This window comes from Streptomyces sp. NPDC054872 (assembly GCF_053610705.1).
The window spans coordinates 90,775-111,995 of record NZ_JBSGYY010000025.1; the positions used below are offsets into that span (position 1 = coordinate 90,775).

17 protein-coding genes are annotated in these 21,221 nt (G+C 72.9%); 15 read left to right on the forward strand and 2 right to left on the reverse strand.

The features are described 5' to 3' along the window. Positions 1-96 precede the first annotated feature (96 nt). Positions 97-2,070 carry a hypothetical protein gene (locus ACWGIH_RS27590; protein WP_453450472.1) on the reverse strand — a complete coding sequence of 658 codons (1,974 nt, stop codon included), beginning with the start codon at positions 2,068-2,070 and terminating at the stop codon, positions 97-99. A gap of 111 nt (positions 2,071-2,181) precedes the next feature. After that, a complete protein-coding gene (locus ACWGIH_RS27595; RefSeq protein ID WP_453450473.1) occupies positions 2,182-3,795 on the reverse strand; it encodes a molybdopterin-dependent oxidoreductase in 1,614 nt (537 codons plus the stop codon). 693 nt (positions 3,796-4,488) lie between these two features. Here ACWGIH_RS27595 and ACWGIH_RS27600 point away from each other — a divergent pair. From ACWGIH_RS27600 to ACWGIH_RS27670, 15 genes are all read left to right on the forward strand, one after another. Next, positions 4,489-6,645, forward strand: coding sequence for a hypothetical protein (locus tag ACWGIH_RS27600; RefSeq protein ID WP_453450474.1), 2,157 nt, complete (start codon positions 4,489-4,491; stop codon positions 6,643-6,645). 222 nt (positions 6,646-6,867) lie between these two features. Beyond that, positions 6,868-8,412 carry a GT4 family glycosyltransferase PelF gene (gene pelF, locus ACWGIH_RS27605; RefSeq protein WP_453450475.1) on the forward strand — a complete coding sequence of 515 codons (1,545 nt, stop codon included), beginning with the start codon at positions 6,868-6,870 and terminating at the stop codon, positions 8,410-8,412. Beyond that, a complete protein-coding gene (locus ACWGIH_RS27610) occupies positions 8,409-9,848 on the forward strand; it encodes a hypothetical protein (RefSeq protein WP_453450476.1) in 1,440 nt (479 codons plus the stop codon). The genes pelF and ACWGIH_RS27610 overlap by 4 nt, the downstream gene beginning before the upstream one ends. An 81-nt stretch (positions 9,849-9,929) precedes the next feature. Then, on the forward strand, positions 9,930-10,931 hold the full coding sequence (locus ACWGIH_RS27615) for a GDP-mannose 4,6-dehydratase (RefSeq protein ID WP_453450477.1): 1,002 nt from the start codon (positions 9,930-9,932) through the stop codon (positions 10,929-10,931). 86 nt (positions 10,932-11,017) lie between these two features. Further along, a complete protein-coding gene (locus ACWGIH_RS27620; protein WP_453450478.1) occupies positions 11,018-11,731 on the forward strand; it encodes a nucleotidyltransferase family protein in 714 nt (237 codons plus the stop codon). Positions 11,732-11,738: 7 nt separating this feature from the next. Continuing rightward, positions 11,739-12,698 (forward strand): NAD-dependent epimerase/dehydratase family protein, encoded by a 960-nt coding sequence (locus tag ACWGIH_RS27625; protein WP_453450479.1) that lies wholly within the window; start codon positions 11,739-11,741, stop codon positions 12,696-12,698. Then, the gene (locus tag ACWGIH_RS27630) at positions 12,695-13,360 is read left to right on the forward strand and encodes a spherulation-specific family 4 protein (RefSeq protein ID WP_453450480.1); all 666 of its coding nucleotides are present in this window, start codon (positions 12,695-12,697) and stop codon (positions 13,358-13,360) included. Before ACWGIH_RS27625 ends, ACWGIH_RS27630 begins: the two co-directional genes overlap by 4 nt. A gap of 28 nt (positions 13,361-13,388) precedes the next feature. After that, positions 13,389-14,192 carry an endo alpha-1,4 polygalactosaminidase gene (locus ACWGIH_RS27635; protein ID WP_453450481.1) on the forward strand — a complete coding sequence of 268 codons (804 nt, stop codon included), beginning with the start codon at positions 13,389-13,391 and terminating at the stop codon, positions 14,190-14,192. A gap of 107 nt (positions 14,193-14,299) precedes the next feature. Continuing rightward, the gene (locus ACWGIH_RS27640) at positions 14,300-14,686 is read left to right on the forward strand and encodes a hypothetical protein (protein ID WP_453450482.1); all 387 of its coding nucleotides are present in this window, start codon (positions 14,300-14,302) and stop codon (positions 14,684-14,686) included. A 130-nt stretch (positions 14,687-14,816) separates the two neighbouring features. Beyond that, the gene (locus ACWGIH_RS27645) at positions 14,817-15,998 is read left to right on the forward strand and encodes a sensor histidine kinase (RefSeq protein WP_453450483.1); all 1,182 of its coding nucleotides are present in this window, start codon (positions 14,817-14,819) and stop codon (positions 15,996-15,998) included. Next, positions 15,995-16,669 (forward strand): response regulator transcription factor, encoded by a 675-nt coding sequence (locus tag ACWGIH_RS27650; protein ID WP_453450484.1) that lies wholly within the window; start codon positions 15,995-15,997, stop codon positions 16,667-16,669. The genes ACWGIH_RS27645 and ACWGIH_RS27650 overlap by 4 nt, the downstream gene beginning before the upstream one ends. A 100-nt stretch (positions 16,670-16,769) precedes the next feature. Further along, a complete protein-coding gene (locus ACWGIH_RS27655) occupies positions 16,770-17,735 on the forward strand; it encodes an ATP-binding cassette domain-containing protein (RefSeq protein ID WP_453450485.1) in 966 nt (321 codons plus the stop codon). A 74-nt stretch (positions 17,736-17,809) separates the two neighbouring features. Further along, positions 17,810-18,574, forward strand: a complete 765-nt coding sequence (locus ACWGIH_RS27660; RefSeq protein ID WP_453450486.1) for an ABC transporter permease subunit — start codon at positions 17,810-17,812, stop codon at positions 18,572-18,574. Between the two features lie 160 nt (positions 18,575-18,734). Then, entirely contained in the window at positions 18,735-20,078 is a 1,344-nt protein-coding gene (locus ACWGIH_RS27665; RefSeq protein WP_453450497.1) for a hemolysin family protein, read from the forward strand. Beyond that, positions 20,075-21,109 (forward strand): hemolysin family protein, encoded by a 1,035-nt coding sequence (locus tag ACWGIH_RS27670; protein ID WP_453450487.1) that lies wholly within the window; start codon positions 20,075-20,077, stop codon positions 21,107-21,109. Before ACWGIH_RS27665 ends, ACWGIH_RS27670 begins: the two co-directional genes overlap by 4 nt. The last annotated feature ends 112 nt before the right edge of the window (positions 21,110-21,221 follow it).

A 21,221-nucleotide genomic window follows, 5' to 3' on the forward strand; every position in this document is an offset into this window, starting at 1 on the left:
TGCTCGTACGGCGCGGTTGCCCCGGATTCTCCGTCCCCATCTGCCCGCGCCTCCGCGGCCGACCCTCCGGCCGCGCGTCGGCTCCGTCCGGTCCGACTAGCGCACGGAGCGCGAGCCGACCTCGTCCAGCCTCTCACCGTCCGTCAGGCGCGCCCGCACTGTCGTGTCGGGGTTCTTGGGAGCCTTGACGGCCAGCGTGCGCCCACGCTCGGTCGCTTCGACGTCACCGGTCACCTCGATCCCTTCGACCTCTCGGCTGCCCGCGGCGAGGAGGTAGTGGCGCCCGGAGGGCGCCGTCCAGGGAGCGCCGGCCACGATGTGCTGGCCGAAGCGGCTGCAGGCCGCGGTCGACCGTGCCCGCCCGACGACCTTCGCCGGTGCGGTGGGGGACGCCGTGGACGTGCGGAACTGCACGAGGACGTCGCCGGGGCCGCGCCAGGTGGAGGCACGCGTGCAGGACCACACCGCGCGGCCTCCCCGCTCGGGCAGGTCCTGCTCGGCGAACTCCCATTGGTTGACTGCCCGTACGCCGCTCTCCCGCAGTCCGGGGAGGCGGCACGCGGTGTGCGCCCAGCTCCGCAGTGCCGCGCTGCCGGTCGCCTCGCGGGGTTGCCGGGGCGGGGCTCCGGTGCCGGGCAGCGGGGTGTAGCTGAGATGCACGGGGGTGAGGCCGCCCAGGTCGGCCACGAGGAAGGCGTGCTTCTCGACGATCCGGCTCGAGGAGCGCAGTTGCAGCACTGGCAGGCTGTCGCACGCTCCGTTGCCCGGTGGCTCGGCGACGGCGTCGGTGAGGCCCTCGTCCGACACGTCGAGCGGACGCCCGGGGGACTCGGGGGCCAACAGGTCGCGCGTCCGCGCCTCGGCGATCCAAGGCGCGGTCAGATAGCGGACCTTGCCCGATGCACGGCTGACGGCGAGCGCGGCCGCCGTGGTCACGTCGGCCTCGTCGGAACGGGAGATGTCCAGGGACGCGTCGCCCGGCGAAGCGAGCGGCTCGCCGTAGCGCACCACGCGCCGGCCGTCGTGGAACAGCACGACAGCCTCCCGGCCGACGACATCCGCGTACAGCAACTGGGTGTTCCTGGGCGGAGGTTCGGCACTGGTGGCCTTCGCGACGCGGACCCGGGTGCCGGACGGCGGATCGGTCCAGGCGCCGAGCGCGCGCGTGATCAGCGCGTCGTCGTCGGTGCGCGCGCCCCGGGCCGGCCACGCGGTGAAGTCCACCCGCGAGGTGTCGGCCCAGGTGTCGCCGGAGGTACGGAGCAACTCGCCGGGGCCGAAGGCGAGGGGTACGTCGGCAGCTCGGGAGGGCTTTCCCGAGGGCGCGGAGCCGACGGTCGCCAGCAGCACCGCGCAACACAGGCCGACGATCCCTGCGGTGAGCCAGGCCAGTTGGTACCGGCGTCTGCGGCGCAGCAGATCGGTCGGACGGGTCTGTACGGAACAGGCGTCGAACTCCCGCGAACGCAGCAGCGCCTCCGCCGCCGGGCCCGCGGTCGTCGCCACGTCACAGGCGGCGAGCACCGCCTCGTCGGGCCGGGGCACCTGGGCGGCGGTGAGCAACTCGGCGACCTCGGAGCGGGGCAGCCCGTCCAACTGCAGCAGCACGAACGCCGCGCGGGCGGCCGCGGGAACCTCGGCGAGTGCCTGTCCCAGAGCGACCTCCTCGGTGCCGCCCGCGCGCGGGAACAGCCGCAGCCCCCAGACCACCGGGAGCATGGGGCGCAGCGCGCGGGGAGGCGGGAGGAAGCCGGGCCAGCCGCGCGGACGGCGGTCGTGCGCCAGCGCCGAGCGCAGCACGCGCGCCCGTGTGCTCGCCACCACGGGGTCGGGCGTGACCCTCCGCTGCTCGGGCACGCGGGGCGCGGCTCGGCCGACGCGGAATCCGGGCAGCGCGCGCTGTACCAGAGCGTGGGCGACCAAGACGCGCCGGTGCCTGCCCAGCGAGTGGGGGAGGGTGAGATAGGCGAGACGTACGAGCCGGGTGTACTGGTCGACGATGACGGCCTCGGCCTGGTCAAGGGCCACCCGCCCGGACCCCTTCGCCGAGGGCCGTTGCGATGTGCTCATTGATCAAGAAGCCTTCCAAAGGCTGACGACGTTGCGTCCTGACCACGTTCAAACGAGTGAATCGTGGGATGGTCACAGTCATCGCGTCGCCGGGGCCTCGGCCTGCCGTGGTCAGTCGACGTCGACCACCACCGAATGGCGGCCGCTGGCCCCGTCGGGAATCGTGCGGGTGCGCTTCTCGGTCTGGACCTCGCCCGTGCGGTCGGTGGCCCGCACCGTGAGCGTGTGACCCCCCGAGGTCGCCTTCCAGGGGAAGGACCACTGCCGCCAGGTGTCCCGGGTGTCCTCCGCGGCCAGATCGGCCTGCTGCCACGGGCCGTCGTCCACGCGTACCTCGACCTTGTCGATGCCCCGGTGCTGGGCCCACGCGACGCCCGCGACCATCACCGTGCCCGCCTTGGGCCGGGCGAAGGGCTTGGGGGTGTCGATCCGGGACTGGGTCTTGATCGGCGCCTTGCGCGCCCAGTCCCGCTTCACCCAGTAGGGGTCGTAGTCGTCGAACGTGGTCAGCTCGATGTCCTTGATCCATTTACAGGCGGACACGTAGCCGTAGAGGCCGGGGACCAGCATGCGTACGGGGAAACCGTGCACGAACGACAGTGGCTCGCCGTTCATGCCGAGGGCGAGCATCGCGTCGCGGCCGTCCATCACGTCGTCGACGGGGGTGCCGATGGTCATGCCGTCCACGGATCGGGCGACCAGCTGGTCCGCGGGTCCGCCCTTCGCCGGGGGCTCCACCCCGCACTCCGTCAACAGGTCGGCCAGGCGCACGCCGATCCATCGGGCGTTGCCCACGTACGGGCCGCCGACCTCGTTCGACACGCAGGTCAGGGTGATGTCGCGTTCGATCAGCTCCCGCCGCAGCAGGTCCTGGAAGGTGAGGGTCGTCGGCCGGTCGACGCCCTTGCCGTGGATGTGCAGACGCCAGGTGTCGGCGTTCACCTTGGGGACCACGAGCGCGGTGTCCACCCGGTAGAAGTCCTTGGCGGACGTCACGAACGGACTGATGCCGGGCACCCGGAGCCGGGCGCTCCTGGGCACCGGGTTCGCGGCCGACGCCGGGGCGGGCAGCTTGATCTGGTTCCGCGAGGCGATGGCGTCCCGGCCGCCCGCTGCGTTCAGCGATCGTCCGAGTACGCCGGCTCCGGCAGACGCGGCGGCAGCGGCGCCGGCCGCGATGATGAACCCGCGACGGTCCCACTCCGGCCGATCGACACCGTCCGGCGCTGACGTCGGCTCAGAAGCCTTGCCCACGGGGCGAAGGACGAGGCGGCCCGCGAGCCAGTACAACAGCGCGGCGCCGACGACGGACCCCGCCACCGAGGGCAGCGCGTCGGTGATGCCGGTGGAGTCGGGGCGTCCGGTGGCCGCCGTCGCACCGATCACCCCGAAGAGCAGCACTCCCGCCGCACCGACAAGGCGGTGGCGCAGGGAGAGGAGCCCCAGCACGAGCGCCAGCAGGGCGAGTACCGCGAGGATGCCTGATTGCAGGACGAGTTTGTCGTCCGTGCCGAACTGCTGGATGGCCCAGTCCTTGACGGGCGCGGGGGTGCGGTCGATCGCCGCGCCCCCGACCGCCACCACCGGGCCGGCCTCGGGCCGCACCGCCGCGGACACCAGTTCCGCGACTGCGAGCGCGGCGAACCCCGCAAGCAGCCCGCTCAGGGCGGCTGCCGGGAAACGCCACCGGTCGACCGGTCGGCGCAAGATTTCTCGCTCTGTCATCACATGAGGTATCCGGCACCGAAGACCTCATGGATTGCTCGACGCCCTCATTGATGGGAGAGAAGGGCCTGCTTGGCGCAACGCGGGCCCCGGGCGTGGGAGGAGGTGGCGGCGGCAGGCGTGTGCCGGATTGGTGCGGGTCGCGGGCTTACGCCCACCGCGCCACCACCCCCGGACGCCGGGAAAGCAACAGCGCCCCCTCGCGCGCCCCCGATCACGCCCTGATTCGCGCCCCCCGATGTTCATGGAACGCGCTTGCCGTGCAGGTCAGAACGCGCTTTCCGGAAGAAGGCGCGGCGGGGCCGGGTCGGCTGACTTGGCTGATTCATTACTGTTCGGCGCGGCATCGATTTCGGTGCCATGTGAACGAACCGGGGGTTGGCACGTGTATTCAGCACCTACCGGTGGCGGGAGAGGTGGCGACCCCTCTGATCGGCCACGGCGTCCCGGAACGCCAGGTTCCGTGGGCTCATCACTCATCCCATGTCCCTCATTTCGCACCGCTGAGGGTTCGCCAGCATTTTTCCGCCAGGTTTCACAGAATCCGCACAGGCCCCACAGGTGGGACGCACTATGTGACGCGTCAGAGCGACACGGACACGCACTGCGATGTGCCGGACGGGTCGTTGGGGGGGTGGGCCGTGGGGTGGAGACATCCCCTCGGTCCGACCGTGGAGGGGAACCACACACCGCATGAATCACACCGCACGAGCGACGGCTCTCGGCGCCGCCGCTCTGCTTCTCGCGCTCGCGCTGCCCGGCACGCCGGCATCGGCGGCCGAGCTGCCACGCATCGACCTACGCGTCCTGGTGGTGACCGACGGAGGCCCCGCCACCGCCGCGATCACCGCCGAACTCGACGGGCAGGGCACGCCGTACACGACGGTCGACCTGCGGCAGAGCGGACGGCCGGTGATCGACGCCGCGTTCCTCGCGGACACCGTCGACGGCAGGGCGCGCGCCAAGTTCCAGGCCGTCGTGCTGCCCAACGACAACCCGTTCACCGCCGGTTCGGCCGAGATGGCCGCCCTCGCCTCCTACGAGCAGACCTACGCCATCCCGCAGGTCGACGCCTACACGTACGCCAGGCCCGAAGCGGGGCTGCAGACACCCGAGTTCAGCGGTCCGCTCGACGGGGTGCGGGCCCAGGTGACCACGGCGGGCAAGGGCGGCCCCTTCGGCTACCTCGCCGGACAGGTGCCCTTCGAGGACAACGCCCCCACGACGAACGAGAGTTACGGCTTCCTGTCCGAGCCCGCACCGGGCGCCGACTTCACGAGTTACGTGGACGCGCCGATCCCCGGCACCTCGGACCGCGGCTCACTGGTCGGTGAGTACCGCCACGACGGGCGGCGCGAGCTGGTGGTGACCTTCGTCTACAACCAGCATCAGCAGCAGTTCCGGCTCCTCGCCCGCGGCATCGTGGACTGGATGACCCAGGGCGTCCAGCTCGGCTCGTCCCGCAACTACTTCGCCGTGCACGTCGACGACGTCTTCGGGGCCGACGACCGCTGGGACAGCGAGCTCAACTGCACCCCCGGCGACGTGGACTGCGCGCCGGGCCAGGGCACACCCGACCCGATCCGGATGACCGCCGACGACGCGGCCTACGCGGCCCAGTGGTCCAAGGGGCGCAAGTTCCCGCTCGACATGGCCTTCAACGGCGGTGGCAGCGAGCTCTTCCGCGAGGAGAACGGTGGCGCCGACCCCCTGGCGGACCGGCTGATCGCCGACCGGGGCGAGCACCGCTGGATCAACCACACCTACAACCACCCCTTCCTCGGCTGCGTCCAGGACGTCAGCGTCGTGCCGTGGGTCTGTGCGAAGAACGCCGACGGCGGCACGCGCTACGTCTCGCGTACGGAGATCTCCCAGCAGATCTCCGACAACCGCAACTGGGGGCAGCGCGCCGGACTCCCGCTCGACAACGACGAGTTGGTGACCGGAGAGCACTCGGGCCTCAAGGTCCTCCCGCAGCAGCCCGACGACAACCCGAACCTGAGCACGGCCCTGCGGGACAACGGCGTGACCTGGCTCGGCTCGGACAACTCGCGGGACCGGGGACAGCGCCCGGTGGGCTCGGCCCTGACCGTGCCGCGCTTCCCGATGAACGTCTTCTACAACGCGGGCCGCACCAGCGAGCAGATCGACGAGTACAACTGGATCTACACCCGCAAGGCGGACGGCGGCAGCGGTGTCTGTGAGAACTCCTCCGTCGCCACCTGCCTGGAAGGCCCCCTCGACCCCGCCACCGGCTACCAGGACCACATCGTCCCTGTGGAGTCGACGATCGCGATGGGGCACGTCCTGGCGAACGACCCCAGGCCGCACTTCATCCACCAGTCGAACCTCGCCGAGGACCGCATCGCGTACCCCGTGCTCGGCTCCGTCCTCGACGCGTACGGCGAGCTGTTCGCGGACAACGCCCCCGTGGTCAACCTCCGGATGGCCGGCATCGGCGGCGAGCTGCGCTCCCGCGCGGCCTGGGACACAGCCGTCAAGGCGGGCCGCGTCACCGCCTACCGGATCGGCGGCAAGGTGACCGTCCAGGCCCCGGCCGGCGTGGCGGTCCGTGCCACCATGCCCACCGGCACCGTGCAGCAACTCCTGCTTGGCACCGACCCGTTCGGGTCCGCGTACGCGGGAAGAACCTCCGGCTGGGTGTCCCCGTCGCTCCTCCAGAGCCGCGTCACGCTCAACCTGCCGTCCGCGCCGGCCTCGGCCAAGGCGGCCGGAGAGCCAGGCATCGCGAAGGCGGCCAAAAAGCTGCCGGTCCCGCCCGGCGCCGCCACGTACGTGAAGCCCGGCACCGACGGCCACACGCCACGCGCGCTGCCGACCCGGCGCTGACCTGACGGTCGCACCCGGTGGCCGGCCGGCCCCTCCCGGCCGGTCACCGGGCCCGAGAAGTCGCCCCGCACCGCCCCGGCGGTCAGGGGCACCACCGCACCACCATCCCCCCGCGCCGTACGACCCGCATGCCGCCGTTCACGGAACGCGCCCACCCCGGCCCACCGGGGCGGGCGCCGCCGTCGGCTCCCTCGCGTTCGTATCTCACCCGCGGAGCCCACCATGTCCGACTCGCCCTCACCCGTGCCGATACCGGCACCCTTCCCCGCTCCGTCGCGCCGGCCCGCACGGACCCGCGTCACCCTGCTGACCGAAGGCACGTACCCGCACAGCCACGGTGGCGTCAGCGTCTGGTGCGACCAACTCGTCCGCGGCATGCCCGACGTCGACTTCGGCGTGCTCGCCGTCACCGGCACCGGCCGCGAGAGCCTCGCCTGGGAGCTGCCACCGCACGTCGACGAGCCCGTCTGCCTGCCCATGTGGGGCCCGACCCCCACCGGTCACCCGCCGCGCGGCCGACGCCGACGCCAACTCCTCGGCTCCTACGAGCAGTTCCTCACCGCACTGCTCGACCCGGCCGCCGAGGACGGCTTCGCCCCCGCGCTGCACGACCTCGCCCGGCACGCCCGCGACGGCGCCCTGGCACCCGCGCTGCGCTCCGACCGGGCGGTACACGTCCTGACCTCCGTGTGGAACGCCCCCGGGCGCGCGACCGCCGAGGCGCGGCCGACGCTGCACGACGCGGTCACCGCCACCAGCCTGCTCGAACACGCGCTGCGCCCGCTCGCCGCCCGGCCTCCGGAGAGCGGCGTCGCACACGCGGTGAGCGGCGGCATCGCGGCCATGCCCGGCTTGGTGGGACGCCAACTCAACGGCGTGCCGCTGCTGTTGACCGAGCACGGCGTGTATCTGCGCGAGCGCTACCTCGGCTACCGCACGGGACCGTACAGCTGGCCCGTCAAGGCCTTGCTGCTCGGGTTCTTCCGGCTGCTCGCCGAGGAAACGTACCGCCAGGCCTCCCTGATCACCCCGGGCAACCGCTACAACCGCCTCTGGGAGGAGCGCGGCGGCGCGGAACCCTCCCTCATCCGCACCGTCTACAACGGCGTGGACCCCGAGGCCTTCCCGCCCGCGGGCCCCGAACCGCTGAGCCCCACCCTGAGCTGGGCGGGCCGGGTCGACCCCATCAAGGACCTGGAGACGTTGATCCGCAGCTTCGCGCTGGTCAGGCAGGAGATCCCGGACGCGAGACTGCGCCTGTTCGGTGGCACCCCGCGCGGCGGTGAGGCCTACCGCGAGCGCTGTGAAGCCCTGGCCGCCGAGCTCGGCCACGGCGACGCGGTGGTCTTCGAGGGCCGCGTGGAGCACATCAAGGACGCCTACTCGGCGGGCAACGTGGTGATGCTGTCCAGCATCAGCGAGGGCTTCCCCTTCACCCTGATCGAGGCCATGTCCTGCGGGCGGGCCACCGTCTCCACGGATGTGGGCGGGGTGCGCGAGGCCGTGGGTCCCACCGGACTCGTGGTGCCGCCGCGCGCGCCGGAGGCCATGGCGCGAGCCGTCGTCGAGCTGCTCCGCGACCCCGCACGCCGCGCCGCGATGGGCGAGGCGGCCCGGCTGCGCGTGATCGAGCAGTTCACGCTCCGCCAGACGGTCGACGCGTTCCGTTCGATCTACGAGGAGCTGGCCACTCCAGGTCAACAGGGCCTGTATCAACCGGAGTTCGTCAATCACCACCTCCCGGTCCCCGGCGAGGTGGCGGGATGAGCGGCCCCCTCCCTCTCAGACCGCGCGGCGGACACGCCCGTGGCGCGGAGCACGGCGAGGCCTACGGCGCCGACGACACCCTCGCCCTGCGCCTGGCGCGTCCACCCCGCACCGGCCCCCACGACAACCGGCCCCGCACACGCCCCGGCGTCGCGCTGCGCCCCGCCAGGGCCGACGACCCCGTGGACCGGCTCGCCGCCGAACTCGCCGAGGAGGCGGGCGCGGCCGTGCACGCCTACGAAGTCGCCGCGCTCCTCGAGTCGCAGGGCCTGACCGGCGACAGGATCCAGGAGACCTATGGGCACCCCGATCTGTTCTCGCTGGCCGACGCCGTCTTCCGGCGGGTGCCGCGCAGCCATCCGAAACCGCCTGTGCCGCCCGACCCCTGGCGCCCCGACCACCTGCGCTGCGCCCTGCGCGGGCTGCTCTTCGCGCTCCCCGGCACGGCCTACGTACTGGCGCAGGGCGCTTGGGGGCCGGCCTCCGGTCTTTACGGGCTGATCGCCGCCGCCCTGGTGTCCTGGGCCTGGTCCCAGGCGCTGAGCCACCGCGCGTACAGCAGGCTCGCGACCGGGCGGCACGAGGCGGGGCGCACCCTGCTGGCCGGCGCGCCGCTCGGCATCGTGGCGGCGTCGGTCACCGGCCTGCTTGTCGCGGGCCCGGGAGCCGCCGCGCTGTTCGCCGTCGGGCAGTCCTGCTACCTCGCCGCGGCCGGGCTGCTCCTGGTGCTCGGCCACGAGAAGATCCTCGCGGCGGCGCTCCTGCCGGTCGTGGCGGGCGCGGCCGCCCTGCCGTGGTGGCAGCCGCCGGAACTCCTGCGCGTCGGACTGCCGCTGCTCACCGTCCTGCTCGCGGCGGCCGCCGCCGGGCACGCCCTGCGCTCGGCGCTGCGGACGACACCGGTGCCGGGCCCCGCGCCACACCTGGCGCACTCGCTCCCGTACGGCCTGTTCGGGCTCGCGGCCGGCGCGCTGACCGCGGTGGCGGGACACCAGGAGCCGTACGCCGTCATCGTGCTGACGCTCAGCATGGGCCTCGCCGAGTGGCTCCTCTACCGCTACCGCGGTCTCGCCGTGGCCGCCCTGCACGCCTCGACCACTCCACGAGGCTTCAGGCTGCGCTCCGCGCGTGCGCTCGCCGTGTGCGGCACCGCCTATCTCGTGCCGCTCGCCCTGGGCGCCGTACTCGTCGGCGCGGGCGTGACCCGGCTCCTCCTGCTCGGGGCCGTGCTGTGGATCGCCCTGCTCCTCCAGGCGTTCGGCGCGGCCTGGCCGTCCGCCGCGCCCTGCCTCGCCGCCGCGGCCCTCGCGACGGCACTGCCGCTCGCCGGCACCGTCTCGACGCCCACCGCCCAACTCATCGGCTGCGGCGCCGCCGCGTCGGCGCTCCTCGCCGTCGCCGTCCACCACTTGGGCAGGCCCACGGCGCACGCCTGAGCCGACCCGCGCCGCATCCACTGGGCCCGGCCCCCGCCCGCCCGCACCACCTCCGTCACCGTCCCAGCATCAGGAGCACTCATGGCATCCGCACCACTCGTCGCCGTCACCGGAGCCGAAGGCTTCATCGGCTCGCACCTCACCGAGGCGCTCGTCGCGTCGGGTCACCGGGTCCGCGCGATGGCGCAGTACAACTCCTTCTCCTCCTACGGCTGGCTGGAGACCCTCGCACCCGAGGTGCTCGCCGAGGTCGAGATCGTCCTCGGCGACGTACGCGACCCCGGCTCGGTCCGCGGCCTGGTCACCGGCGCCGAGACCGTCTACCACCTGGCCGCCCTCATCGCGATCCCGTACTCCTACCAGGCCCCGCACAGTTACGTGGACACGAACGTGACCGGCACGCTCAACGTCCTCGAAGCCGTGCGCCACCTGGAGATCCCCCGCCTGGTGCACACCTCCACCAGCGAGACGTACGGCACCGCGCAGACCGTGCCGATCACCGAGGACCACCCCATCAACACCCAGTCCCCGTACGCCGCTTCGAAGGCCGGCGGCGATCGGCTCGCCGACAGCTACCACGCGAGCTTCGAGACTCCCGTGGTCACCCTGCGCCCCTTCAACACCTTCGGGCCGCGCCAGTCGATGCGGGCCGTCATCCCGACCGTCATCGGCCAAGTGGCCTCCGGCTCACGGGAGATCACCCTCGGCGACCTGCGGCCGACCCGCGACTTCACCTTCGTCGCGGACACCGCGCAGGCCTTCATCGCCGTCGGCACCGCGCCCGCGGACGCGGTCGTGGGCCGCACCTTCAACGCGGGCACGGGCGGCGAGATCTCCGTGGGCGACCTGGTGCGGCTCATCGGCAAGGTGATGGAGGCCGACCTCGACGTGCGCGAGGACGAACAGCGCATCCGCCCCGCGGCCTCCGAGGTGATGCGCCTGGTGGCCGACGCGAGCCGGCTGCGCGCGGCCACCGGCTGGGCGCCCGGGCACGACCTGGAACAAGGCCTGGCCCGCACCATCGAGTTCTTCCGCGACCCGGCCAACCTGGCCCGCTACAAGACGGACATCTACAACATCTGAACCCCCCGAACGGCACTGAAGGCCCGTCAGTACACCTGCGCATTTGGCCACTTGACCGCTTCTGGTCACTCACAGGGGAGACAACCATGCACGCAGTCATTCTTGCCGGGGGCAAGGGCGTCCGGCTCCGGCCGTACACCACCGCGCTGCCCAAGCCGCTCGTCCCGATCGGCGACCAGCACGCCATCCTGGAGATCGTCCTCCGCCAGCTGGCGAGCGCCGGCTTCACCAGCTGCACCATCGCGATCGGCCATCTGGGCCACATCATCCGCGCGTACGTCGGCAACGGCTCCCGCTGGGGCCTGCGCGTCGGCTACTCCACGGAGGACAGCCCGCTCGGCACCATGGGCCCGCTCCTGACCATGATGGACCGGCTGCCCGAACACTTCATCGTGATGAACGGCGACATCCTCACCGACCTCGACTACGCGGACGTCCTGAACAGCCACCGCACGTCAGGGGCGCCGCTGACCATCGCCACGTACGCCCGTCAGGTGCGCATCGACTTCGGCGTGCTGACCACCGAATCGGAGCGCGTGGTCGCCTTCACCGAGAAGCCGAGCGTGGACTACCGCGTCTCCATGGGGGTGTACGGACTCTCGCGCGACACGCTCGCCTCCTACACGCCGGGCCTGCCGCTCGGCTTCGACGAGCTCGTCATCGACCTGCTGAAGACCGAGACCCCGCCGCACGCCTACGCGTTCGACGGATACTGGCTCGACATCGGACGCCCGGACGACTACGACCGTGCCAACGCGGAGTTCACCTCGCACCGCTCCCTTCTCCTCAAGGGAGCGTGAGGGGACCGTGCGCATCCTCGTCCTCGGCTCCACCGGGTACCTGGGCGGGCACATCGCCGAGCGGCTGCACGCCCTGCCGGGCGTGCGGCTGCTCCGCGGCGGCCGCGCCCCCTCGGACGACCTCCGGGTCGACCTCGCCGACATGACGCCCGCCGCGCTGGCCGAGCAGCTGACCCGGGCCGAGCCCGACGCCGTGGTCAACTGCGTGGGCGCGGTCGGCGGCAGCGCGCTGGCCCTCGCCGAGGCCAACGCCCGTGGCCCGGCCGCCCTGTGCGAGGCCATGCAGTCGGCGGTGCCCGCCGCGCGCCTGGTGCACCTCGGCTCGGCGGCCGAGTACGGGCCGACCGGCATCGGCGAGCGCACGGCGGAGGAAGCCTGCGCCCGCCCGGTCGCCCCGTACGGAGCCACGAAGCTGGCCGGCACCCTGGCCGTCCTCGACGCGCGGCTCGACTCGCTCGTGCTGCGTGTCACGAACCCGGTGGGCCCCGGCGCACCCCGGGCCGGACTGCCGGGGCGGCTCACCGCCGACCTCGGCCGCGCGGTCGCCCGGACCCCGCACGCCACCGTCCACCTCGGCGACCTCTCCGCGTACCGGGACTTCGTCGACGTACGCGACGTGGCGCACGCCGTCGCGCTGGCCGTGAGCCTGCCGGGGCGGCTGCCGCGCCTGCTCAACATCGGCAGCGGCCGTGCCGTGCCGGTGCGCGATCTGGTGCACGGTCTGGTCGGCGCCGCGGGCTTCACCGGACGCGTCGAGGAGTCCCTCGGCAAGGTGGGCCGGTCGGTGGCCGTGCCCTGGCAGTGCGCCGACATCGGGGCCGCACAGCGGGAGTTGGGCTGGACGCCGACGCACTCCCTGCGGGATTCGGTGACCGCGTTGTGGACCGCGGACGGTGCGCCCCGGACCCGGCCGGAGCGCGCCGACGGCTCGCCGCCTCTCGCGCCGGCCGGCGGGGACGCGCGATGACCCTGCTGGTGCCGCTGTACGTCCACCCGGCCGCGGACCCCGCGGCCTGGCAGGCGTTGGTGGCGGCCGCGCCCCAGTTGTACGGCGTCGTCCTGAACGCCGCCGACGGCCCGGGCGCGGCACCCGACCCCGCCTTCACCGCCGCCTCGCGGGCCCTGCGCGAGGCGGGGGTGCGGGTGCTCGGGTACGTCGACACGGCGTACGGTGAGCGGCCGCTGGCCGACGTCGCCGACGACCTTGACCGGCACCGCGCTTGGTACGGGGTCGACGGCTGCTTCCTGGACCAGGTCGCGTCCGGGCGCCGTGAGCTGCGGCACTGCCGGCGCATGGTCCGCTCGCTGCGGGAGCGGGGCGCGGACACGGTGGTCCTCAACCCGGGCGTCCATCCGGCGCCCGGCTATGCCCGCGCCGCCGACCTGCTCGTCACGTTCGAGGGGCACTGGACGACGTATCTGCGCTCCTTCGCCGCCCCGCCCTGGACGGCCCGACACCCCCCTGAGCAGTTCTGCCACCTCGTCTACGGAGTGCCGCCCGCACTGGCCCGCCTCGCCGGGCGCACCGCCGTGCAACGGGGCGCCGGGGTGCACTGCGCGGTGCCCGGCGCGGGACCCAACCCCTGGACACAACCACCGCCCCCGCCCGTGTCCGGAGGGACGTCGTGAGGCGCCGCAGCACAGCCGGAGGGACGTCGTGAAGCACGTCGTGAGGCCCCGCGCCTCCTGGCTCGGCCCGCTCCTCGTCACCGTCCTGCTGCTCGCCGGCTGTTCTTCGGCGGAGCGGGACGGCGATACCCCCGACCGCTGGCGGCCCCGGCCCGGCACCGCCTGGCAGTGGCAGCTCGACGGGCGCGTCGACCCGCGCGTGGACGTCCCGGTCTACGACATCGACGGGTTCGAGAACCGCGCGTCCGACGTGGCCCGGCTGCACCGCGACGGGCGCCGCGTCATCTGCTACATCAACGCCGGTGCCTGGGAGTCCTTCCGCCCCGACAGCGACGACTACCCCGCATCCGTACTCGGCCGCGCCAACGGATGGAAGGGCGAGCGCTGGCTCGACATCCGGCGCCTGGACGTCCTGCGTCCGCTTCTCGCGGAGCGCTTCGACATGTGCCGCCGCAAGGGCTTCGACGCGATCGAACCCGACCTGCTCGACAGCTACCTCAATCGCACCGGGTTCCCCCTGACCGCGCGCCACCAGCTGGCCTTCAACCGCATGGTCGCCCGCCTCGCGCACGACCGCGGCCTGTCCGTCGGCCTGAAGAACGACCTCCCGCAGATCCCGCGGCTCGTGCGGGACTTCGACTTCGCGGTCAACGAGGAGTGCGCCCAGTACGGCGAGTGCGCCTCACTCACCCCCTTCGTCAAGGCGGGCAAGGCGGTGCTGCACGTCGAATACGCCGTGCCCAACGACAAGTTCTGCGCCCAGTCGAAGCGCCTCGGCCTGTCGTCCATGCGCAAGAAACTGGAACTGGACGAATGGCGCAGGCCCTGCTGAGGCGCGCGGGGGAAGCCGCGTAACCGATGATCTTGCTCTCGCGTTGGTGTGCCGGGGCTCGGCATGTCCTGCCGGGCCATGACATGAAGGCTTGAGGGTCACTCATCATGCACGACATCACCAGGAAGATCGCCGCGGGGATCGGGGCCATGGCCGCGGCGCTGGGCTGTGTCATCGTCTCGGGTCCGTCGGCGGTGGCCGACGGCAAGTGGTGCAACCACTCCGTGTGCATCGAGACGTACGACAGCGGCACCTACCTCGGCCGGGTCGAGGTGTCGGTCACCAACACCAACCAGCCGCACCGCATCAGCGCGCGCGTGTGGACGACCAACGGCTGGAGCGGCAACACCAAGGTCGAGGACGTCGACGCGTTCAGGACCTACCGCGACCAGGCCTACCCCCAACGCCACTTCCCCGCGGGCACCCGGCTCTGCGCGGAGGGCTTCCGCGGCGGCGCCAGCGTGGGCCTGCCCTGCGTCACCATCACGGGCTGACGGCGCATCGGCCGGGGCTGCCGTGTGCGGGGCCCCGGCTTCCGGAACGCCAGGTTCCTTGGGGGTCGCCTGCCGGGCCTGCTTCCTGTGTCGTACGCGCCCTGCGCGCGCGGCTCCTATCGTGAGGTCCGTGACCACCGCCTTCCGCTCCTGGCAGCGGCGCCTCCCGTGGCCCCTGACCCCGCAGCTCACGGACCTGGCCGTGGCCGCGGTCGTCGCGCTCCTCACGGGCCTGGACGCGGCGGTCAACGGCCCCGGCCACCGGCAGGCCGACTGGCTGACCTGGCTGCTGTTCGCCGTGTCCGTCGCGGCACTCCTGGTGCGCAGCCGGTGGCCGGTCGTCGTCACCGTCGTCACCGGGGCGGCCTGCGCGGGCTGGGCGCTGTACGGGCACATCGGGGAGCTGCTGAACCTGCCGGTGATGGTCGCGTTGTACGCCCTCGCCGTACGGGGCGACCGGCGCCGCACGCTGCGGACTGCCGTGCTCGCCGCCCTCGTGTCGGGGACGGTGTCGGTCATCGCGGGCAAGGACGTGGCACAGCCGCAGGGCGCCCCGCTCCTGGAGATGCTCTGGCCCCTCGTGCCGCTGCTGCTCGGCGAAGTGGTGCGCGGACGGCGGGAGTTGCTGCGGGAGTACGCCGACCGGGCCGAGCGGGCCGAGGCCGACCGGGAGCGGGAGGCGCGGCGCAAGGTCGACCAGGAGAGGGTGCGCATCGCGCGCGAACTGCACGACGTCATCGCCCACACCGTGTCGGCGATGACCGTGCAGGCGGGCCTCGCCCTGGACGCCCTCGACAGCAGACCCGAGGTGGCGCGGACGGCGATGAGGCAAGTGCGGGCGTCGGGCAAGGAAGCCGTGCGCGAGCTGCGGACCACGGTGGGGGTGCTGCGCGAGGCCAGGCGGACGGCCTCCGCCGACCCGGCTCCCCGCCTCGCGCAACTGGACGAACTGGTGGAGGGGGTACGCGGCACCGGGCTGCGGGTGTCCCTGCACACCGACACGGGTGGCCGGGAGCTGCCGCAACTGGTGGAGTTGGCGGCGTACCGCATCATCCAGGAGGCCCTGACCAACGTGATCAAACATGCGGACGCCCGGCACGTGGCGGTAGCGGTGTCGGTGGCGGGCGAGAGCCTGGCCGTGGAGATCACCGACGACGGCCCGGTGCGCTCCGGGGCCTCGGGCGAGGGGTACGGCCTGATCGGCATGCGCGAGCGGGCCACGACGATGGGCGGCGACCTGGAGGCGGGCCCGCTGCCGAGCGGTGGGTGGCGGGTGCGCGCGGTGCTTCCCGTCGAGGGAGGCGCGCGATGAGCGGCCGGATCCGGGTCCTGTTGGCCGACGACCAGACCGTCGTCCGTGCGGGGTTTCGCGCGCTGCTCGACCTCACCGACGACCTCGCCGTGGTCGGCGAGGCGGCGGACGGTGTCGCGGCCGTGGAGCTGACCCACACCACTCGCCCGGACGTCGTCCTGATGGACATCCGCATGCCGCGGGTGGACGGCCTCGAAGCCACGCGCCGCATCGTCGCCGACCGCGCCCTCGACGCCGTACGGGTCCTGGTCCTGACCACCTTCGAGGCCGACGCGTACGTCTTCGAGGCGCTGCGCGCGGGCGCCGCGGGCTTCCTGCTCAAGGACATCGAACCGGACGACCTGCGCACCGCGATCCGCACCGTGGCCGCCGGGCAGAGCCTCCTGGCGCCCGGTGTCACGCGCCGGGTGATCGAGGAGTTCGCCCGCCTCAAAGCGCCCGAGGCCCAGGCGCTGCGGCTCCTCGACCCGCTGACGGACCGGGAGCGCGAGGTGCTCGCGCTGGTCGGCCGCGGACTGTCGAACGACGAGATCGGCGCACGGCTCCTGATGTCGCCGCTGACGGCGAAGACGCACGTCAGCCGGTCGATGACCAAGCTCGGGGCGCGCGACAGGGCCCAGTTGGTGGTGCTCGCGTACGAGACGGGCCTGGTGCGCGCGGGCGAAGCCTGAGCCGGGCGGCCACCGTCCCGCCGGCCGTACTCCCGGGGGAGTAGTCGTCGACTCCCGTGGGCAGATGTGCGGGGCGTTCGGCCTCCGTAGCGTCGACGGCATGATCGAAGCACGGGAACTCACCAAACGGTACGGCGACAAGGCGGCTGTCGACCGGCTCACCTTCAGCGTCCGCCCCGGCCGCGTGACCGGCTTCCTCGGCCCGAACGGCGCCGGGAAGTCGACCACCATGCGCATGATCCTCGGCCTCGACGCGCCGAGCGGCGGCACGGTCACGGTCAACGGGCGGCGCTACGACCGCCTCGGCGCGCCCCTGCGCGAGGTCGGCTCGCTCCTGGACGCCAGGTCGGTGCACGGCGGGCGCACCACGCGCCGGCACCTCCTCGGCCTGGCCCGCAGCAACGGCATCGGTGCGCGCCGGGCCGACGAGGTACTCGAGGCGGTGGGCCTCGCGGATGTCGCGGGACGGCGGGCCAAAGGGCTCTCCCTGGGCATGGGCCAACGCCTGGGCATCGCGGCCGCGCTGCTCGGCGACCCCGGCGTACTCATCCTGGACGAGCCGGTGAACGGCCTGGACACCGAGGGCATCCGCTGGATCCGCGACCTGCTCAAGTCCCTTGCCGCGGAAGGCAGGACGGTGTTCCTCTCCAGCCATCTCATGAGCGAGATGGAACTGACCGCCGACCACCTGATCGTGATCGGCCGCGGCCGGCTCCTCGCGGACACGGACATGAGGGACTTCATCGAGACCAACTCCCAGGGCGCCACCCTGCTCCGTACGCCCGACGCCGAGGCGCAGCGGATGCGGGTCCTCCTGGAGACGGCGGGCGCCTCCGTGCGGCTGGACGCGCGCGGCGGCTGGCGGGTGGATGGCCTGCGGCCCGCCGAGATCGGCGAGCTGGCCCGCACGCAGGGCCTGGCCGTCCATGAACTCACCCCCGTCTTCTCCTCCTTGGAGGAGGTCTACACCGACATGACGCGGACCTCGGTGGAGTACCGGGGCACGACGGCGACGGCGACGCCGTACGAAGCCGTGGCGTCCAAGGGAAAGGAACCGGTCCGATGAAGACGACAGCGACGCCGACAGCGACGCCGACAGCGACGGCAACAGGGATGGCAACAGGGACGGCGCCGGGGAAAATGAGCACCGCCCCGCCCGCCCCCGGCTTCCGCGAGGCACTGGCCTTCGAGTGGACCAAGTTCGCGGGCCTGCGCTCCACACGCTGGACACTGCTCGTGACCGGCGCACTCACCGTCGTCGGCGCGGTGTTCGTCGGCCTCAGCGGCAGCCTGCAGCCCGACGACACGGTGCTCGGCGGCAGCCTCACCCTCAGCGTCGTCTCGCTGATGATCGCGGGCACGGTGGGGGCGCTGACCATGTGCGGCGAGTACGCGAGCGGCACCATCGCCGCCACCCTCACCGCCGTACCGCGCCGCGGCCGGGTGCTCGCCGCGAAGGCGACGCTGGTCGCCTGCCTGCTGTACGCCACCGGGCTTGTCTCCTGCGCGGTGGCCTATCTCCTCGGCGACGCGGTCCTGGAGGACGGCACGTACGCCCAGGGGGAGCCGATGCCCGCGCTGCTCGGCATCGCGGGGCTCTTCGCGCTCGTCGGACTCATCGGCCTCGCGGTCGGCACCCTCTTGAAGCACTCGGCCGGGGCCGTCGTCACCGTGGTCGGCGTACTGCTCCTGCCGTCCCTGTTCGGACCGCTGCTCGGTGACCTTCGGCGCTGGGTCGCGGGCGCGACGCCCACGGCCGCCCTCGAGAAGCTCACGCAGACCTCGGACGCGAGCCCGGAGGCCGTCGGCAGCCTCGGCGCCTGGCCCTCGCTCGGCCTGGTCGCCGCGTACACCCTGCTGCTCCTGGGGGTGGCCGGGTGGCGCCTGCGCCGAAGGGACGTATGAGCGGACGCTTTGCGATTCTTTTACAGTGGGTGTAGAAGTGAGACGTGCTTCTCCACCCGCTGTCGTCGTCAGACCGGGGTGCCGCGTCCGGCGTGGCGAGCTGCCCCGGTCCCGCCGAGAATGACCGGCACGCCCCTTCGTCGGAACGGAGCCACCGTTGCTGTCCGCCGTCCTCGGTCTGCTCGCCGTCCTCGTCCTGACCGCGGGCACCGGCTACTTCGTCGCGCAGGAGTTCGCGTACGTGGCCGCGGACCGCCTCGCTCTCGCCCGCGAGGCGGCAGCGGGCGACAGGCGGGCCGCCCGTGCGGTGCAGGTCCTCGGGCGCCTCTCGTTCATGCTGTCGGGCGCCCAGCTGGGCATCACCGTCACCGGGCTGGTCGTCGGCTTCCTCGCCGAACCGTCCGTGTCCGGACTCCTGAAACCCGCCCTGGACGGCACAGGCCTCTCGGACGGCGTCGTCTCCGCACTCTCCGTGGTCCTCGGCTTCGTCTTCGCCACGGTGCTCCAGATGGTCCTCGGCGAGCTCGCCCCCAAGAACCTCGCGCTCGCCGTCCCCGAGCGGCTCGCGAAATCCCTCGCCCCCTCCACACTGGCGTATCTGAAGGTCGTCGGCCCCCTCGTCCGCGTCTTCGACGGCGCGGCCGACCGGCTGCTGCGCCGGATCGGCATCGAGCCCGTCGAGGAACTGCACCACGGCGCCACGCTCGAAGAGCTCAGCCACCTCATCGGCGAGTCCCGCGAGCACGGCCGGCTGCCCCGCGAGAGCGCCGAACTGCTCGACCACGCCCTGGAGTTCACCGAGCGTACGCTGGACGAGGTGATGGTGCCGCGGGCGGACGTCACGTTCGTGCGCAAGGACGCCACAGCGGACGAGGCCGTGCGGCTCATCGCCCTCCACGGGCACTCGAACTACCCCGTCATGGGCGACCACCCGGACGACGTCGCGGGCGTCATCGGGGTGCGCGAACTGATGCGGCTGCCCGCCGCCCGCTTCGACCGGGCCACGGCGGGCGCCGAGGCCCGCCGCCCCCTGCTGCTGCCCGACACCCTGCCGCTGCCGGGCGCGGTGGCGCAGATGCGCGAGCGTGACGACGAGTTCGCGGTCGTCCTCGACGAGCACGGGGGAGTGGCGGGCATCGTGACGTACGAGGACATCGCCGAGGAACTCGTCGGGGACATCGCCGACGAGTCGGACACCGTCGTCGAACTCGCGGTCGCGGACGGCGCGGGCTGGCTCGTCGACGCGGGCCGCCGCCTGGACGAGGTGGCCGCCGCGACCGGCATCGGCCTGCCCGAGGAGGACGACTACGACACCGTGGCGGGGCTGATCGTCGACCGGCTCGGCCGCTTCCCGGCCATCGGCGACCGTCTGACCGTGGAGCTGCCCGACGGCAGCCGCGTCGCCGTCGCCGTACTCGGCCTCGATCGCCACGTCCCCGAGCGCGTACGGATCGAGCGCCTGCCCGCTGCGGACGCGCCGACCGCCGAGGAGGCCCCGGCATGAGCTTCCCCCTGGCCCTCTTCGTGACCGTCCTGCTGCTGATCGCCAGCGGCTTCTTCGTCGCCGCCGAGTTCGCCCTCGTCGCCGCCAAACGGCACCGCGTGGAGCGCGCGGTCGCCGCCGGGCAGCGCGGCGCCAAGTCCGCGCTCGCGGGCATGCGGGAACTGTCCCTGATGCTGGCCGGGGCCCAACTCGGCATCACCGTCTGCACCTTGGGTCTCGGCTCGGTCTCCAAGCCCGCGATCTCCCACGCACTCGACCCGCTCCTCGCGAAGCTGGGCCTGCCCGCCGGACTCAGCTACGGCATCGCCTTCGCGCTCGCCATGATCGTCGTGGTGTTCCTGCACATGGTCGTCGGCGAGATGGCCCCCAAATCCTGGGCCATCGCCCACCCCGAGCGCTCGGCGATGCTGCTCACCCCGCCCTTCCGGGCCGTGGTCAAGGTCGTGCGCCCGCTGCTCACCGTCCTCAACAAGGTCAGCAACGCGCTCGTGCGGCTGTGCAAGGTCACTCCGCGCGACGAACTCACCTCGGTGCACAACCGCGAGCAACTCGCCCATCTGGTCGAGGAATCGTGGCGGCTCGGCCTGATCAGCGACGCCGACTCCGGCCTCATCACCACCTCGCTCACCGTGCCGCTCACCGCGGTGGGCGACCTGCAGACCGCGGCCGCGCAGATCACGTCCGTCGCGGCCGACGCGAGCATCGACGAGGTCCTGGAGACGGCCGCCGCGAGCGACCGCACCCGCCTCCTCGTCACGGACGGCGCCACCGTCCTCGGCTCGGTGCACGCCCGTGACGCCCTGGTGGCCCGCGCCCGAAGCCGCGCACCGACCGCCCGGGAGCTGGCGCGCCCCGTCCCCGAGCTCGCCGCCGACGACACCGTCGCCCACGCCGTCGAGGAACTGCGCCGCCTCCGCGCCTCGCTCGCCGTGCTCTGCGACGAGTCGGGCCGGCTCACCGGCCTGGTCAGCCTGGACGACCTGCTCGCCCGCCTGATGGAACCGCGGCACCCGGTCACGGGCCGCCGATGAGTCCCGTCCGGTACGCCCGCACCGCCCATCGCCGGTCCGCCCGCCGCGCCTCTCCCCGGTCCGCACGAAGCGCCCCTCCTGGCACGAAAAGCCACCCGGTACGGGGATATAC